Here is a 15,140-nt window from a genome sequence, read left to right as displayed (position 1 = left end):
GAGATGGTGTTATATACGTTGGGATGACCGTCGTCCTCGCCAGACGTTCACGGGGTCGTCCCGCGGGATGTGCCGACTTCACACGCCGGTCGAGTACCGAAGGATGCCCGCGATGCCACCGAAGGCGTCGTACAACTGTTCGCCCTTCTCGAAGTCGGTCGAGATGAATTTCGTCTCCGTCCCGCGCTGTTCGGCCAGTTCCATCAGATACTCGATGGCGTCGGTCCGCTCTTTCACCTCCGCCTCGGTGCCGTCCTCGCAGGTGTGGGTCGGCGTCGAGTGTCGGCGGTCGACCAGCTCGTACTCCTCGGTGTCGCCGCAGTCGTAGACGACGACGTCGGCGCGGAGGTCCTCGGAGAGCAAGAGCCGGTCGACAGAGCCCATCACGAGGTTCTTCCGCGTGGGCTCGAACCCGTACGTCGACTGGTCTCCCCGGTGGAGTTTCTCGAAGAACTCTTCCATCTGCTTTTTGTCCTTCATGACCTCCTGGTCGGCGAGGACGTCCTGGCCGGCGTCGACGAGGTCGTGCAGCCCCGACTCGTCGGTGTAGGCGACGTCGAACTTCCCGACCACGAGGTCCTGCAGTTCGTGGTGGAGGTAGTCGCCGTCGAGGAACTCGTCTTTGGTGGGGGAGGGACCGCCGACGAGGATGCCGTCGAGTTCGTGGCGCTTGGGAACCATCAGGTCGTTCGCCATCCCGGCGACCTCCTGGTAGAAGTTGTCGATGGCCTCTAGGCGGAGGCGGGCGAACCGCTGTGCGGACTGGCCACCTTTCCGCTGCTTGCCGGGGACGAGAGAGGACGCGGATTTGACGGGTTCGACGCGCTTGCCCTTGAGCCAGCCGACGTTCGCCTCGCGTCGGTCAAGGACGATGAGCCCGAACAGGCCCTTGTCCATCAGCATCTCCTCTAACGGCTCGGTGAGGAACGCCGAGTCACAGTGGTAGCGGAACGACTGGATGGGCTCGGGCGGGTTCTCCAGCACCTTGGTGACCATGTCGGTCTGGCCGCCGCCGGAGTCGATAGCACCCGAAAAGAGCACCATCCCGTTGTCCGGCGGGTTCTTGTAGTAGCGGAGGCGGTCCTTGATGCTCGTCAGCGCGTCCTGGACCGCCGTGCGGGTCTGTTTGGACTTGATGTTGCTCGCTTCGGAGTGCTCTTGGGTCACGTGGGCGACGATGTCCGAGATCTGTTTGTCCGGTGGAACGTAGATGGAGACGAGCTGTGTGCCTGACCCCTCGTACTCCTTGAGGTCCTCGATGACCTTCCGGAACTCGTACTTCCGGCGGTCGTCGCTTACCTCTTCGGCGTCGGTACTCATTGTCCCTAGTAGCCCGTCCGGTGGCTAAGTATGCTTTGACTGTGTGATTTGGTCTGGCAGGGACGAGTTCGTACTTGTATCCATGGTCAGAAATCGACCCTCTCGAAAAAATCTCTGACCCATCTGTTTCTGTTGAATTTCACGAATATCTCCGTTAATATCCCTCCGAAAATGGGAGCCCCCCTTTCCAATGCGGACGAAATTCTCTTGAAGACGACTCCTGCCTACTCTGGCATAACTCGAGAAATTGGTCAACAGAGAGCTAACACATGATAGCGAATCTGAAAAAATGATTTAGATCGATTCCTTTCGTGTGAGTTTCAGTCCCGCTTGAACCAGACCTTCTTGTTGAGTACCCCAGTAGCCTCAGCGATGTTGGTACGGATGTAACTGCGAACTTCGTTGAGGGTCATCGAAGCCATCCCATCCGGTTCCGCATCACCGTGTATACGGATTACCGATATCGCTTGCTCTCTGGAGTCGATGACCTTCCAATCCCCGCTGATGCGAGTTCCAAGGATGATTCCCTTCTCTCGCTTCTGGACTTTATCCTCACCATAGAGGTCGTTGAGAACGTCCCTCGTGTAGTCTGTCCCTGAGTCGATGGCCTCGGCTACCGTTCGAGGGCGTTTCCAACCCCCCTCGGCTTTGAGGTATTCGATTGCGCGTTCTGCGACGGTCTTAGTGGCGGCTGTTGCCATAGTTTCGACTGGTCGTGCCGACTCCCGAGCCGAGGAACAGTTGTCGTCTCCGGTGGACTCAAGTGGTCGCTATCTAAAGCCCACCATGTCCCTCGACAGGTATGACCCCTGTCGGCAGAGGGGCTTGCTTTCCCCTGCGTGCATCGGCAGATTGTAGGAGGTCCGTTGATGCACGCAGGTCGATACTGCCAACCAGTGGCGAGTGTCTCGTTTACATGGATGTGTGTGGGGTGACTGCTGCTGTTAACTCTTGGGACTCGGGGATGATGTCCCAAACCTATCTGAAGTTAGACTATTGTTTAGCAGTCGTACCTTCATTTAGGGTGATGATTCATTCCCCAGTATGATCGGGACACTCTTAACGGATGCTAAACCGGAGTGAAAGTGAATATTTGAGCGCACAAACCGGTGTAAGGCGCGGTACTATGCAGTAGAACGAAACGGGGGGGTTAGAGCTTATATGTCAGGTCTACCCGCAGACGATGGTCCTATTTTTGCGATAAGATTAAGTGGATTTTCACTGGGAGATAACTCGAAAAACTACGGCTTATATATACTATCAAATATATCAATATTTGTGGATTTCTCGGAGGTCTTTTGACCACTCTGACTTAACTCCCGAAAACCATTCGACCGAGTGTCACACGAACATCCGAACAGCCGTCTCGGACTCGTATGAGCCACTGCTCCCCCAGTTCCTCTCTGCCTCAGCCATGGCACCTACTGGTGCGATGTGTGCGAGCTGACCTGCGACGTATCGTACGCCCTTCGTCTGTCTATCGTCAGTCATCATCGAGTCATCGGCGTGTGTTACGAGGCTCAGTGCGTCCTCCTCGGCACGAGTGCCTCTCCCGTCTGGTGTGCGGTCGAACGTCGAACTCTCGGACGGACGCATATACGACCCGTGCGAGACGGGAGCAGTCCAGCGCCCTGTCAACTCGAGAGTAGATATGAAGATACACAGGAGCGAATCCGTCGTCGTCAGTAGTGACTCTCGTACTCTCTCAGCCGTCTCTCATCTATCGTAGTCTCCGGTGAAGGTTTATATCCCCGCCGCGGTTCGTTTCGGACAGTATGGGACGGGTGTACGCCATCGCGAGCGCGAAAGGCGGGGTCGGCAAGACGACCACGACAGCGAAGCTGGGGGCGAGTCTCGCCGCCGCCGGCCACCGGGTCGCCGTCGTCGACGCCGACATCGGGATGCCGAACCTCGGGCGGATGCTCGGCGTCTCGCCCGACGGCCCGACGCTGCACGACGTGCTCGCGGGCGAGGCGGACCCGCTCGACGCCGTCTACGAGGGCCCGGAGGGGTTGGCCGTCGTCCCCGGCTCGTCGTCGCTCGGCGCGTACGCGAAGGCCGACCCGCGCGGACTCGACCGCGTCCTCGACGCGCTCTCCGCGTACGATCTGGTCCTCGTCGATACCGGCGCAGGGCTGAGCCACGACACCCTCTTTCCGCTCGGCCTCGCCGACGCGGTCGTGCTGGTGTCGACGCCGTCGCCCGACGCCCTCGGCGATACGAAGAAGACCGACCAACTCGCCGCGCGTGTCGGGGTCCCGGTCGCCGGGCTCGTGCTCGCCCGCGTGGACCCGGCACACGTCGACGTCGAGGCGACGGTGGCCGACGTCGGCGTCGACCTCCTCGGGGTCGTCCCCGAGGACCGCGCGCTCGGCAACGAGACCGGCGACGACCCGGCCGCGACCCCCCACGCCGACGCCGACACGCCGGCCGCGGCCGCCTACCGGACGCTGGCCGACGCGATTACCGCCGACGCGATGGGCGAGGCGTTCGACGAGGCCGCCGTCGCCGTGGGGAGGGGCGACAGCGAGCCCACGGACACCGAAGACGTCGGCGGCACGGACGCGGACGGGGAGGCGAGCGAGGGTGACACAGGCGAGGACGACGCGCGCGAAGCCGAGGATGAGGTTCCGGCGGGCGGCATCGACGCGGCGCACGACGTCTCCGAGCCGAGCGGCCTGGACGTCGCATCGCTCCTCGACGAGAGCACCGACGACACGGACGACCTGGACGTCGCGTCGCTCTTCGACGAGGGGGACGATCGCGACGACAGTGGCGACGATGGCGACGACGACGACGAGGAGGTCGCCGGCGGGAGTCGCGGTGGCGGTATCGCCTCGGCGCTCGCAGACGCGGAGGCGGGTGCCGGGGCGGACGCGACCGACTCGGCTGTCGCTGCCCCCGATGCGGTCCCGGACGCAGACACGGATTCGGATGCGGATACGGACACGGATTCGAACGCACCTGACGACGACACCCCGGTGGCCGACGTGGTCGACGAGGCCGAACCCGACGCGTCCTTCGAGGCCGAAGCGGCCGACGAGGACGTGTCCGTCACGGCCGACGAGGCGGCCGGTATCCCCGACGCCGAGGCCGACCGGCCGGCGGACCCCACCGATGCACCCACCTCGGCGGTGTCGACCGATTCCGATGGCGACGCTGTCGACGCCGACGGGGGGGCCGATGCGGACGCCGAATCCGAAGCCGGACCCGAAGTCGACGCCGACGGCGACGCGTCGACGGACACGGATTCGGACGCCGACGAGAGTGACGACGTCGCGGAGTCAGACGAGAAGCGAGGGCTGTTCAAGCGCTTCTTCGGCTGACGCCGCAGGCGGCGACCGAGATTGACATCCTCCCCGCCCTAAAGGGCGAGGATTCCCGAGCGTTGGGATATCAGGGTTCGCAACTCGCCTGTTCGCTCGGTGCGAAACGCCCCGAGGTTTGGTTGAACAGGTGGACTGCTGGCCGTGCCAAACGACCGTTACCCATATCCTCCGTCGGAGGATTCTGAGTTATCTTTCTGCGAATGTTCACCGCACCATTCACGTCCGCATTCATCGTCGTTCCGCACGACTCACAAACGTACAAGCCACGCTCCACACGGTTCGCGTCACGCTTTCGCCCACAGCACGAACACGTCTTCGACGTATCTCGCTCTGAAACACGGTCAACGAGGATACCGTGTTCTTCGGCCTTGTATTCGAGTAACGTGGTGAAGCGGTCGAACTCCCATCCGTGGAGTTTCTTGTTGCCACGCTTGCCCCAGTTCCGAGACTCACCGTTCTCGTCCTCACGAATCTGGCTCAAGTCACCGATGGCGATGCGACCGACCTCGTGGTCGATGCACTGCTCAACGATGTGTTTGGCGAGAGCGTGTAGGAAGTGGTCTTTCCGACGCGAGAGTTTCTGTCGAGCACGAAGCGCACGACGCGAGGGGCCGTTCTTGCCCTCTGTGTCGTACTCGTCGCGGGTGAAGTAGTGCTTGTCCTGCTTCAAGACGTTCCCCGGATACAACTCAGCGTCACCGTCGTCGTAGGCGATGGCGAGGTAGTTGCTGATACCAAGGTCGATTCCAGCGGTGTTGTCACCGGGTGCGTCCTCGACAGGAATCTCGACCTTGCAGACGAGGTGGAGTTCCCAACGGTCGCCGTTCCACACGGCTCGAACCTGCTGGATGTTCTCCACGGTCACGTCCGGGCGCGTCTCGTACTCTGCGAGGATGAAGTCCGAGCGGTGGTTCTTCAGGTTGAAGCCTTTGCTCAGACGGAGTTGGTTGTGCTTGGAATCGTGCTTGATGCCGTTCTGCTTCCACGTCACGGTGGAGCGTGGATGGTTGTCGCCTCGCTTTCTGTATCCGGGGGGATTCGCGTCTGTGTCGCCGTTCTTGCGCTTTTTGAACCAGCCGGTGAACGACTCAGCAAGCTCTTCAAGAACTCGCTGACTTGACTGAGAATGCAGGTCACTGTATCGTTCGTGGTCTTTTAATTCGCGCTTGAGGTCGGCTTCGGACGGAATCTCGCCGGTAGCATCCCATTCTTGTTGGATGTGATAGCGGGCGACGTTCCACAGTTTTGAGGCTGAGTGCCCGCAGTCATCGAGGTCGTCACTCACCTGAGAGTGGTTGACGATTTTCGCTCGATAGGTACGGGTTGTCTCCAGCATCAGACTGTGTTCATAAGTACTTATGAGAATTAGTATATTAAAAATAACGACCGAGACGTGGAATATCATGCTATGCCATCGGGTGTGGTTAGTGGCGGGATTGTCGGCTGTATCCCCGCTCTGAAGGGCGGGGTTTTAGCCTTGAGTTCTCCATAAGAACGGGAAGTTCTTTTAGCTCGCTCCGAACAGCTTTCGTATGGCTGAATCAGACTCCGTTCCGTTCTGGTGGCTCGTGCTGTTCTTGCTCCTCGCGCTCGGACTGGGAGCGGCGACAGTCCTCGGCGTTGGCGGGTCGCTCGTCGCCGGCGTCCTTGCACCGGTCCCCGTCGCGGTCTGACTGACGGACCCCTTTCTCGAGACGACCGTCTCGCACCGTCGAGCGGACCGTCTCGACGGCCGCCCGGCGTCACATCGACGTCGGGGCCTCGACGCCGAGGACGTCAAGGGCGTTCGCGACGGTGTGTCGCGACGCGCGGACGAGCGCGAGGCGGGCCGCGCGGACCTCCGCATCCGCCGCGGAGAGCACGGGACACTCGCGGTAGAACGCGTTGAACGTCTCGGCGAACTCGCGGGCGTAGGTCGCGATGACGTGCGGTTCGAGGTCATCGGCGGCCTGTTCGACCTGGGCGGGGAAGCGGGCGATGACTCGAAGGAGTGCGCGTTCTTCGGGCGTCGAGAGAACCGAGGCGTCGACCGTCTCCTCGACGTCGGCCTCGTCGAGGATGCCACAGCAGCGCGCGTGGACGTACTGGATGTACGGCGCGGACTGCGCCTCGAAGTCGAGGGCGCGTTCCCACTCGAACGTGATCGATTTGGTCGGCTGTTTCGAGACGATGTCGTAGCGAACGGCACCGATGCCGACCTGGTGGGCGATGCGGTCGATGTCGTCTTCTGAGAGGTCGTCGTCGCGACCACGGGTGTCGAGTCGAGACTCGACCTCCTTCCGCGCCCGGGCAATGGCCTCGTCGAGCAGGTCGTCGAGGTCGACACCGGTTCCCTCCCGCGTGGACATTCCGCCTTCGGGGAGGTTCACCCACGAGTAGAACGTCGATTCGAGCTTCGAAGTGTCGTTACCGAGGACGTCCAGTGCCGCTCGGAGCTGTTCGGCCTGGAGCTTGTGGTCTTCTCCCAACACGGTCACGGCGCGGTCGAAGTTCTCGAACTTCCACTCGTGGTGGGCGAGGTCGCGCGTCGTGTAGAGCGTCGTCCCGTCGGAGCGGAGGAAGACGAGGTGTTTCTCGATTCCATAGTCCGAAAGGTCCAGTTGCCAGGCGTCTTCCTCGTACACTGAGTGGTCGTCCGCTTTGAGACGAGCGACGACGTCCTCCGCGCTCCCGTCGCGGATGAACTCCGTCTCTTTGACGAAGGCGTCGAACACCGCCGGTAGGCGTTCGAGCGACTGGCGCATCCCCGACAGCACCTGGTCGACGACCCGCCCGACCCGCTCGAACGTCTCGTCGTCGCCGGCTTCGAGCCCCTGCATGATGGATTCGATTTCGGCCTCGGCCGCCTCGGCCCGGTCCGCGTCGGCCTCGTCGAGCCACTGGTTCCCTTTCCGGTAGTACCGGACGAGGTCGTAGTCCGGGCGGTCGCGTTCGGGTTCGGGCAGGTCCTCCTCGTCGAAGGTCTCGTACGCCCAGGTGAACACCGCGACCTGTCGGCCGGCGTCGTTCACGTAGTAGTGGCGCTCGACGTCGTAGCCGGCGTAGTCGAGACAGCGGGCGATGGCGTCACCGAGGATGGGGTTGCGTGCGCGGCCGACGTGGACGGGCCCGGTCGGGTTCGCCGAGGTGTGCTCGACGACGACGCTCGTCTCCTGGTCGTCGAGACGGCCGTAGCCGTCGTCCTGGGCGGCGTCGAGCGTCGCCTCGTCGTACGCGGGCGTGACGTGGAAGTTGACGTACGGCCCCTGCGTGTCGACGGCCTCGACGTACGCGTACTCGCTCGGGTCGATGGCGTCGGCGATGTCGGCGGCGACCTTCGGCGGCGGAGCACCGACCTCGCCGGCGAGGCGGAACGCGACGCTCGAGGCGAGCGTGGCAGGGACGTCTTCGGGTGGTTCCTCGACGCCGAGGTCGCCCGTCGGCAGTTCGAGCGAGTCGAGCGCCGCTTCGATGGCGGCTTCGACCTCCGCTCGGAAGGCTCTGAACATGCGCGTGCCTTCCGCCCCGTCCGGTATCAGAGTATCGAGTTACGTCCGCGCGCCGTCCCGAGACGCGTGCGGCGTCGACAGCCACCGCGAGCACGTCGTCGGCTAGCCGACCGACACGTTTAGCCTGCGTCGATTCATACGTCGAATCCCCCGTTCTCCCGCCGCCGGAAACCATCACAATTTCGTTACGCATCCCATTTTCGATATACTTATCCGCGACGACCTCGTTGTATCTTCCATGTCAGAATCGGCACAGACGCCGGCCGTCGGTCACGACGAACTCGCCGCCCTCCGGCGGGTTGCGCTCGACGGTGGGCTGACCGGTCCCATCAAAATCTCCTGTTCGGGGCTGGCTGCCGGGTTGGAGACGTCGGGGCAGACCGCATCGCGCCGCCTCCAGCGGCTCGACGAGGCGGGCTATCTCGACCGCGACGTCGTGAGCGACGGCCAGTGGGTGTCGGTCACCGACGCAGGCGAGGCGGCCCTCCGAGCGGAGTACGCCGCGTACCGCACGCTCTTCGAGTCGCCCGAGTCGGTCACGCTCGAGGGGAGTGTCACTGGGGGGATGGGCGAGGGCAAACACTACATCTCCCTGCCGGGGTACATGTCGCAGTTCCGCGAGCGACTCGGGTACGAGCCATACCCCGGGACGCTCAACGTCGACCTCACACCCGACAGCGTGCGGACCCGCGCGGGCATCCGCTCGCTCGACGCCGTTCCCATCGACGCGTGGGAGGACGACGAACGGACGTTCGGCTCGGCGACCTGCTACGCCGCCCGACTCACCGCCGACGGGGAGACGTACGAGGGGGCACACATCATCGTCCCCGACCGAACCCACCACGACGAGACGCAACTGGAGGTCATCGCGCCCGACAGACTCCGTGACGCCCTCGGTGTCGGGGACGGCGACGACGTCGTCGTCACGGTCGAGGAGGTCCAGTGATGCCGACGACCCCGGACACCGACGTGAACGTCGACGCCGACCCCACCGCTACGGAGAACCCGGTCGCCCGCGCCGTCGCGGCGTTCGGCCACGGCGACCCCGTGCTCGTCCACGACGCCGCCGACCGCGAGGGTGAGACCGACATCATCTACCCCGCGAGCGCGGTCACGCCGAGCGCCGTCGCGCACCTCCGGAACGACGCGGGCGGCCTCGTCTGCGCCGCACTCGACGACCGCGTGGCCGAGACACTCGACCTGCCGTTTCTCGACAGTACCATCGACCACCCGACGGCCGGGGGGCACGACCTGGGCTACGACTCGCGCTCGTCGTTCTCGCTGCCGGTGAACCACCGCGACACCTTCACGGGCATCACGGATGCCGACCGCTCGCTGACCATCACGGAGCTGGCCTCGGTCGCCGAACGGGTGGTCGCCGGCGACGACTACGGCTCAGACGACTTCGCCCGCGAGTTCCGCTCGCCCGGGCACGTCCACTTGCTCCGCGGGGCCCGCGGACTCCTCGACGAGCGCCGCGGCCACACCGAACTAGGCCTCGCACTCGCCCGCGCCGCCGACCTCCCGCCCGCGGTGGTCGTCTGTGAGATGCTCGACGACGAGACGGGGGCGGCCCGCTCCGTCGCGGACGCGCGGGCGTACGCCCAGCGCAACGACTTCGTCTACGTCGAGGGTCGTGACCTCGTCGACGGACTGTCGTGAGCGGCGCGGTGAGTGCCCGGGTCGACGTCGTCCGGCCCGTGCATCCGTCCCCGTCGAGCGACGCCCCGTTCTAGTCGCGCCAACCCCGCTGTGGTTCCCACCCGAGCAACGCCGTCGCCTTCTCCGTCGAGACGAGGCTCTCGTAGCCCTCGAAGTCACGCCTGGTCTCGACCCCCGGATACTCCCGCTCGACCAACTCGGCCGTCGGGAGGGCGACCGTCGTGTCTTCGGCGGCCGCCCAGACGGCCTCGTGACCGGTGTGTCCTGCGTCGACCGCGCAGGCGACGAGGTCGGCGGCATCCTCGGCGTGCAGGTACGAAAAGAGCGTGTTGTGGATGGCGTGGTACGACTCGTGGCCTCGAACCGCGTCGAGCGAGCGGTCGCGCTCGACGAACGCCGCCTGTACCTCCTGCTCTCTGGGCATCCACGGCACCCGCAGTGAGGTGATGGTGGGTGCGTCCGCCCGGCGTCCGACACCGTCGGCCGTCACCTCCATGACCTGCTTGGCGAGGCCGTAGGGGTCCTGCGGCGTGAGCGGGTGGGCTTCGTCGAGGGGGAGATACTCCAGGTGGACGGGGTCGGGGTCGAATCCCGCGCCGAGCGCGCTCATGCTCGATGCGAGGACGACCGACTCGACCCCGAGCGCTTCGCTCGCCTCGAGGACGTTGTACGTGCTCTCGACGGTGCTCAGGAACGTCGTGTGCCCTGGTGTCTCCGTCGGGTTCGACAGCATCCCGAGGTGGACGACGGCGTCGGCGTCGCTCGTGGCCAGGACGCCGTAGGCGTCGCCGGGGTCCGTCATATTCCCCCGGACGTGTTCGTCGCCGACGTCGCCGCCGGAGCGGGAGTTGCCGACGACGTGGTACTCGTCTGCGAGGCGGTCGACGACGATGGGGCCGATGCGACCGGTCGAACCGGTCACGAGGACAGTGTTGGTCACGTCCGAGAGTCACACCGCGTCGAAAAAATAGCCGGTGTGTCTCGACCGTCCACGGTCGTGACACTGTTCTCTCGCGGAACGGGGCGCACACCCCGAACGACCTCGTGAGGCGTGTGAGCACGGGATGCTCATGATTTTATAACGGTGCCCCGCTACGAGCGAGTATGAGCTTCGACGAGATGGACGTCGATACGATCTGGCAGGACGGCGAGTTCGTCGACTGGGACGACGCGCAGATCCACGTCCTGACACACGGCCTCCACTACGGGACGGGCGTCTTCGAGGGCGTCCGCTGTTACGACACCGAAAAGGGACCGGCAATCTTCCGCTGGGAGGAGCACCTCGAGCGCTTCTACCAGTCGGGCAAGCCGTACAACATGGAGATTCCCTTCTCGCGGGAGGAACTGACCGAAGCGACGCTGGAACTCATCCGCCGGCAGGACCTCCAGTCGTGTTACATCCGGCCCATCGCCTTCTACGGCTACGATTCGCTCGGCGTGAGTCCGCGTGACTGCCCCGTCGACGTCGCCATCGCGGCGTGGCCGTGGGGGACGTACCTCGGTGAGAACGCGCTGGAACAGGGCGTCGACGTCATGGTCTCGTCGTGGCGCAAGCACTCCTCGAGTCAGATTCCGACCAACGCGAAGACGACTGGTCTCTACGTCAACTCGCTTCTCGCCGGCGAGGAAGCGCGCCGAAACGGCTACGTCGAGGCCATCGTCCTCAACAAGGAGGGCCAGGTCGCGGAGGGGCCGGGCGAGAACATCTTCCTCGTCCGCGACGGCGAGATTTACACCCCGGGGCTCTCTCAGAGTATCCTCGACGGCATCACCCGCCAGACCGCCATCACCCTCGCGCGCGAACTTGGCTACACCGTCCACGACGACGCCACCATCTCCCGTGGCGAACTCAACACCGCCGACGAACTGTTCTTCACCGGCACGGCGGCGGAAGTGACGCCCATCCGCAAGGTCGACAACGTCGTCATCGGCGACGGCTCGCGCGGGCCGGTGACCGAAGAACTCCAGCAGGCGTTCTTCGACCTCGTGGAGCGTCGTACCGACGACCACGAGGAGTGGTTCACGTACGTCGAGTAGTCGCTGAGCCCCCGGACGTCTGCCGTCCCGACGGCCTCGCCGTCGAGGACGGGCGAGAACGCTTCGGCGCGGAGTCCTGACTCGCCCTGAGACGGTGACGAGGACGTGCCGCCCGCCTCCGTCGGACGCGAATGTCATCGAATCGGGGATAGCGGGAGACAGCCGTCGACGAGAACGTGAGCGCGGCCGCTCGGAGCACCGTCCGTCCAATGAGTCAGGCGTCTCTCCTCGCCGTCGCCGCGGACACCCGTCTTCTGTCCGCCTGGCCGCCGGCTACGACTGCGAGGACTGCGATCCCGATCCGGTTCCCGATTCGGTCGTGATGTCGACCGACCCCGACGACTCGCCGTCGGAGCTGTCCTCCTCGTGGACGTCGATTTCGACGCCGTGTGTCTCCTCGGCGAAGCCCGCAGAGAGGATGCGCGTCAGCGCCTCCTCGACGCGTTCGTCGGTCTCGGTGATGTCTTCGGACTCGACCTCCATCACGAACCCCGTCGTGATGTTCGGCGCCGTGGGCATGAACAGCACCTCGCGGCCGTCTTTGGTCCGTTTGCCCGTCTTGAACGCGGTCATCCGCACGCCGGGCCACACTTCCAGCCGGACGGGCTTCTGGAGGTCTTCGGTCCCCGTGAGCGCCGTCTCGACGGCGAGTTTGGAGGCGTTGTAGAGCACGCGCACGAGGGGGACGCGGTTCATCACGTTGTCGAGGCCGGCCTCGAAGAGCCGACCGGCGGTCGTGCGCATCAGATAGCCAACCGAGAGCACGAGCATCGCGAAGACGACGATGGCGATGAGAACGCCGAACCCGAGCGGCTGGTTGATGTCGCGAATGATCGGGAGAGACGCGATCTGTGTGTAGAGCCAGTTGACGACGAACAAGATGACGAGTATCGGGACCAAGACGACGAGCCCCGACGCGAAATCACGTCTCCATGAGGACATCAGTGGAGAGTTGTCGGCCGGCCTTATCAGGTCTTCTTCTCGACCCCCGTGGCGGCCGTCTCCGCGTCGACAGTGAGACCGACAGTCACGACCGGCGGAGAATCGCCGCGTTTTATCGGGTCGCTTTCGGACATCCGGTATGGTCGGTTCACTCGTCGTCGGTGCGCTGTGGGCGATGCTGCCCGCGTACGTCCCAAACAACGCGGCCGTCATCTTCGGTGGGGGTCGGCCCATCGACGGGGGACGCACCTGGGGCGGTCGGCGGCTCCTCGGCGACGGCAAGACCTGGCGCGGGACGCTCGCCGGGACACTCGCCGGGACGCTCCTCGCGCTGGTACTGAACCGGGCCGCACCCGTCGTCGAGGGGCTCGTGGGGTTCGCGCTCCCGACCTTTCCGCTCGCCGTCGGCGTCGCGCTCGCGTTCGGTGCGATGCTCGGCGACATCGGAGCCTCGTTCGTCAAACGCCGCACCGGTCGCGAACGCGGGGCGGCGTTCCCCGGCCTGGACCAGCTCGACTTCGTCGTCGGCGCGCTCGGCCTCGCGGCGCTCGTCGCCCCCGCCTGGTTCGCCGCGACCTTCCCTCCCCTGGCGCTCGTCGTCGTCCTCGCCGCCACGCCCGTCTTACACCTCGTGACGAACGGTATCGCCTACCTGTTGCGGCTGAAAGACGAGCCCTGGTGAACCCGCTTCTCTGTGGCGACACGTGGCTTCGCCGCGGTCGCCACGACACAACCCGAAAAACGTCAGACCGCAGTGGTGGTGCTGCGACGACCCGTTCTGGACCGGGTACTGCCGCCGTGTGTGGTTGCCTCTGTTGACGACGACACCAGCGTCCGTGATACAGCCGACGCAGACCACCCCGTTTATACTCTCCCGCGGACCGACACTCCCTCATGCCCAACCGAGAACTCATCGCGGCGCTGAAGAACGCCGACGCCGTCCGCTTCGGCGAGTTCGAACTCTCACACGGCGGCACCTCAGACTACTACGTCGACAAGTACCTCTTCGAGACCGACCCCGACTGCCTGCAGCTCATCGCCGAGGCGTTCGCCGAGCGGGTCGGCGACACGAAACTCGCGGGTGTCGCCCTCGGTGCCGTCCCGCTCGTGGCCGTCACGAGCGTCGAGACCGGTAACCCGTACGTCGTCGTCCGCAAGAAGACGAAGGAGTACGGCACCGCAAAGCGCGTCGAGGGACGGTTCGACGAGGGAGAGGAAGTCGTCGTCCTCGAGGACATCGCCACCACCGGAAAGAGCGCGCTCGACGCCGTCGAGGCGCTCCGTGAGATGGGTGCCGTCGTCGACCGCGTCCTCGTGGTCGTCGACCGCGAGGAGGGGGCCCGGGAACTGCTCGCCGACCACGACGTCGAACTGGAGGCGCTCGTCTCCGCGACGGACCTGCTCGCCGACCGCGACGCCGACGCGGCGTAACGCTCGAACACCCCTGTCGCGGCGGGTGACGACACGGACGTGGACAACTCCTTCTCGACGGTACATCGACGTATTCATACTTGTGTAGGGCTGTCGTACGACGCATGAACAGAGCGGAGAAAGCGGCCCTCCAGCTGCAGGCGGTCGCCGTGCTTCGGATGCTGAAAGAGACCCGGACGTACGACGAACTCGCCGACCTCACCGACTTGCCGGCCGGCGACCTCAACAGATACGTCAACGGACACGTCCTCCCGGGTGTCGAGCGTGCCCGGCAGGTCGTCGAAGGCGTCGGCCGCGAGGCGCTCGCGACCGAACTCGAAGCCCGCGTGACGTTCGACGACGAGGGGTACGTCGACAACTCCGGCGTCGTCTTCGACCAGTCCTTCCTCGACCTCGTCGCACCCGTCGCCGCCAACGCGTTCGGGTTCGACCGGCCCGACGTCGTGTTGACGGCGGCGACGGACGGAATCACGCTCGGCGCGGCGATGGCGTCGTACTTCGACGCACGACTCGCCTACGCGAAGAAGTCGAAAGAGACCGCCGTCGAGGACTTCATCGAGTCCAGACAACGGTTGGCCTCGGGCATCGAACTCACCTACTACCTCCCGGCGTCGGCGCTCTCGTCCGGGCAGTCGGTGCTCGTCGTCGACGACCTCATCCGCTCGGGCGAGACCCAGGAACTCCTCCTCGACATCGCGGCGCAGGCCGACGCGGACGTCGTCGGCGTGTTCACGCTCATCGCGGCCGGCGACGAGGGGATGGCCGCCGCCCGCGACATGACCGACGCGCCCATCGCCGCCCTCGCGACGTTCGACTGAGGCCCCGTCGGTATCCGTACTCGTGCGGTTCTCAGGCGATTTTCACCTTTTCTCCCCAAATTCTGTACGCGTTCGTGTACAGAATCGGGGGGCGAGATGAGAACGGTTAAGTG

General features: G+C 64.7%; 14 protein-coding genes. 8 read left to right on the top strand and 6 right to left on the bottom strand.

Features of this window, described 5'->3' with window-relative positions; all coding sequences use genetic code 11:
• Positions 1-78 precede the first annotated feature (78 nt).
• Entirely contained in the window at positions 79-1,320 is a 1,242-nt protein-coding gene (gene prf1, locus E6N53_RS14340; protein WP_142860269.1) for a peptide chain release factor aRF-1, read from the bottom strand.
• 320 nt (positions 1,321-1,640) lie between these two features.
• Complete coding sequence (locus tag E6N53_RS14335; RefSeq protein ID WP_142860268.1) at positions 1,641-2,021, bottom strand: hypothetical protein; 381 nt, start codon at positions 2,019-2,021, stop codon at positions 1,641-1,643.
• A gap of 1,074 nt (positions 2,022-3,095) precedes the next feature.
• Here E6N53_RS14335 and E6N53_RS14330 point away from each other — a divergent pair.
• Positions 3,096-4,646 carry a nucleotide-binding protein gene (locus E6N53_RS14330; protein ID WP_142860267.1) on the top strand — a complete coding sequence of 517 codons (1,551 nt, stop codon included), beginning with the start codon at positions 3,096-3,098 and terminating at the stop codon, positions 4,644-4,646.
• A 70-nt stretch (positions 4,647-4,716) separates the two neighbouring features.
• Here the strand turns inward: E6N53_RS14330 and E6N53_RS14325 are convergent, their stop codons facing one another.
• Entirely contained in the window at positions 4,717-5,985 is a 1,269-nt protein-coding gene (locus E6N53_RS14325; protein WP_142860442.1) for an RNA-guided endonuclease InsQ/TnpB family protein, read from the bottom strand.
• Between the two features lie 196 nt (positions 5,986-6,181).
• Here E6N53_RS14325 and E6N53_RS21090 point away from each other — a divergent pair, with 196 nt between their 5' ends.
• A complete protein-coding gene (locus E6N53_RS21090) occupies positions 6,182-6,322 on the top strand; it encodes a hypothetical protein (RefSeq protein ID WP_201740198.1) in 141 nt (46 codons plus the stop codon).
• 69 nt (positions 6,323-6,391) lie between these two features.
• Here the strand turns inward: E6N53_RS21090 and argS are convergent, their stop codons facing one another.
• On the bottom strand, positions 6,392-8,137 hold the full coding sequence (argS, locus tag E6N53_RS14320) for an arginine--tRNA ligase (protein WP_142860265.1): 1,746 nt from the start codon (positions 8,135-8,137) through the stop codon (positions 6,392-6,394).
• 238 nt (positions 8,138-8,375) lie between these two features.
• Between argS and E6N53_RS14315 the strand changes: the two genes are divergently transcribed.
• Positions 8,376-9,083 (top strand): DUF120 domain-containing protein, encoded by a 708-nt coding sequence (locus E6N53_RS14315; RefSeq protein ID WP_142860263.1) that lies wholly within the window; start codon positions 8,376-8,378, stop codon positions 9,081-9,083.
• Complete coding sequence (gene ribB, locus E6N53_RS14310) at positions 9,083-9,799, top strand: 3,4-dihydroxy-2-butanone-4-phosphate synthase (protein ID WP_136590773.1); 717 nt, start codon at positions 9,083-9,085, stop codon at positions 9,797-9,799. Before E6N53_RS14315 ends, ribB begins: the two co-directional genes overlap by 1 nt.
• Positions 9,800-9,869: 70 nt before the next feature.
• Here the strand turns inward: ribB and E6N53_RS14305 are convergent, their stop codons facing one another.
• Positions 9,870-10,739: an NAD-dependent epimerase/dehydratase family protein gene (locus tag E6N53_RS14305; RefSeq protein ID WP_142860261.1), complete on the bottom strand. Its 870-nt coding sequence runs from the start codon at positions 10,737-10,739 to the stop codon at positions 9,870-9,872.
• 164 nt (positions 10,740-10,903) lie between these two features.
• Here E6N53_RS14305 and E6N53_RS14300 point away from each other — a divergent pair, with 164 nt between their 5' ends.
• Complete coding sequence (locus tag E6N53_RS14300; protein ID WP_136603166.1) at positions 10,904-11,836, top strand: branched-chain amino acid transaminase; 933 nt, start codon at positions 10,904-10,906, stop codon at positions 11,834-11,836.
• A 273-nt stretch (positions 11,837-12,109) separates the two neighbouring features.
• Here E6N53_RS14300 and E6N53_RS14295 read toward each other — a convergent pair whose 3' ends face one another.
• The gene (locus E6N53_RS14295; RefSeq protein ID WP_136603165.1) at positions 12,110-12,778 is read right to left on the bottom strand and encodes a DUF502 domain-containing protein; all 669 of its coding nucleotides are present in this window, start codon (positions 12,776-12,778) and stop codon (positions 12,110-12,112) included.
• A gap of 139 nt (positions 12,779-12,917) precedes the next feature.
• Between E6N53_RS14295 and E6N53_RS14290 the strand changes: the two genes are divergently transcribed.
• The 3 genes from E6N53_RS14290 to E6N53_RS14280 all read left to right on the top strand — a co-directional run bounded on the left by E6N53_RS14290 (position 12,918) and on the right by E6N53_RS14280 (position 15,027).
• Complete coding sequence (locus tag E6N53_RS14290; RefSeq protein ID WP_142860258.1) at positions 12,918-13,460, top strand: CDP-2,3-bis-(O-geranylgeranyl)-sn-glycerol synthase; 543 nt, start codon at positions 12,918-12,920, stop codon at positions 13,458-13,460.
• A gap of 212 nt (positions 13,461-13,672) precedes the next feature.
• On the top strand, positions 13,673-14,209 hold the full coding sequence (gene pyrE / locus E6N53_RS14285) for an orotate phosphoribosyltransferase (RefSeq protein ID WP_136590767.1): 537 nt from the start codon (positions 13,673-13,675) through the stop codon (positions 14,207-14,209).
• 104 nt (positions 14,210-14,313) lie between these two features.
• Positions 14,314-15,027 carry a phosphoribosyltransferase family protein gene (locus tag E6N53_RS14280; protein ID WP_136603162.1) on the top strand — a complete coding sequence of 238 codons (714 nt, stop codon included), beginning with the start codon at positions 14,314-14,316 and terminating at the stop codon, positions 15,025-15,027.
• Positions 15,028-15,140 lie beyond the last annotated feature (113 nt).

Origin of the sequence: Salinigranum halophilum (genome assembly GCF_007004735.1) — an archaeon.
Lineage (GTDB): Archaea > Halobacteriota > Halobacteria > Halobacteriales > Haloferacaceae > Salinigranum > Salinigranum halophilum.
The sequence above is the reverse complement of the archived record's forward strand: the minus strand, read 5'-3'. Positions and strand labels throughout refer to the sequence as shown.

Coding starts and splice junctions, on each gene's coding strand:
- E6N53_RS14330 (WP_142860267.1), top strand. CDS start 3,096: ATGGGACGGGTGTACGCCATCGCGAGCGCGAAAGGCGGGGTCGGCAAG.
- ribB (WP_136590773.1), top strand. CDS start 9,083: ATGCCGACGACCCCGGACACCGACGTGAACGTCGACGCCGACCCCACC.
- E6N53_RS14335 (WP_142860268.1), bottom strand. CDS start 2,021: ATGGCAACAGCCGCCACTAAGACCGTCGCAGAACGCGCAATCGAATAC.
- E6N53_RS21090 (WP_201740198.1), top strand. CDS start 6,182: ATGGCTGAATCAGACTCCGTTCCGTTCTGGTGGCTCGTGCTGTTCTTG.
- E6N53_RS14280 (WP_136603162.1), top strand. CDS start 14,314: ATGAACAGAGCGGAGAAAGCGGCCCTCCAGCTGCAGGCGGTCGCCGTG.
- E6N53_RS14325 (WP_142860442.1), bottom strand. CDS start 5,985: ATGCTGGAGACAACCCGTACCTATCGAGCGAAAATCGTCAACCACTCT.
- argS (WP_142860265.1), bottom strand. CDS start 8,137: ATGTTCAGAGCCTTCCGAGCGGAGGTCGAAGCCGCCATCGAAGCGGCG.
- E6N53_RS14290 (WP_142860258.1), top strand. CDS start 12,918: ATGGTCGGTTCACTCGTCGTCGGTGCGCTGTGGGCGATGCTGCCCGCG.
- E6N53_RS14300 (WP_136603166.1), top strand. CDS start 10,904: ATGAGCTTCGACGAGATGGACGTCGATACGATCTGGCAGGACGGCGAG.
- E6N53_RS14315 (WP_142860263.1), top strand. CDS start 8,376: ATGTCAGAATCGGCACAGACGCCGGCCGTCGGTCACGACGAACTCGCC.
- pyrE (WP_136590767.1), top strand. CDS start 13,673: ATGCCCAACCGAGAACTCATCGCGGCGCTGAAGAACGCCGACGCCGTC.
- prf1 (WP_142860269.1), bottom strand. CDS start 1,320: ATGAGTACCGACGCCGAAGAGGTAAGCGACGACCGCCGGAAGTACGAG.
- E6N53_RS14295 (WP_136603165.1), bottom strand. CDS start 12,778: ATGTCCTCATGGAGACGTGATTTCGCGTCGGGGCTCGTCGTCTTGGTC.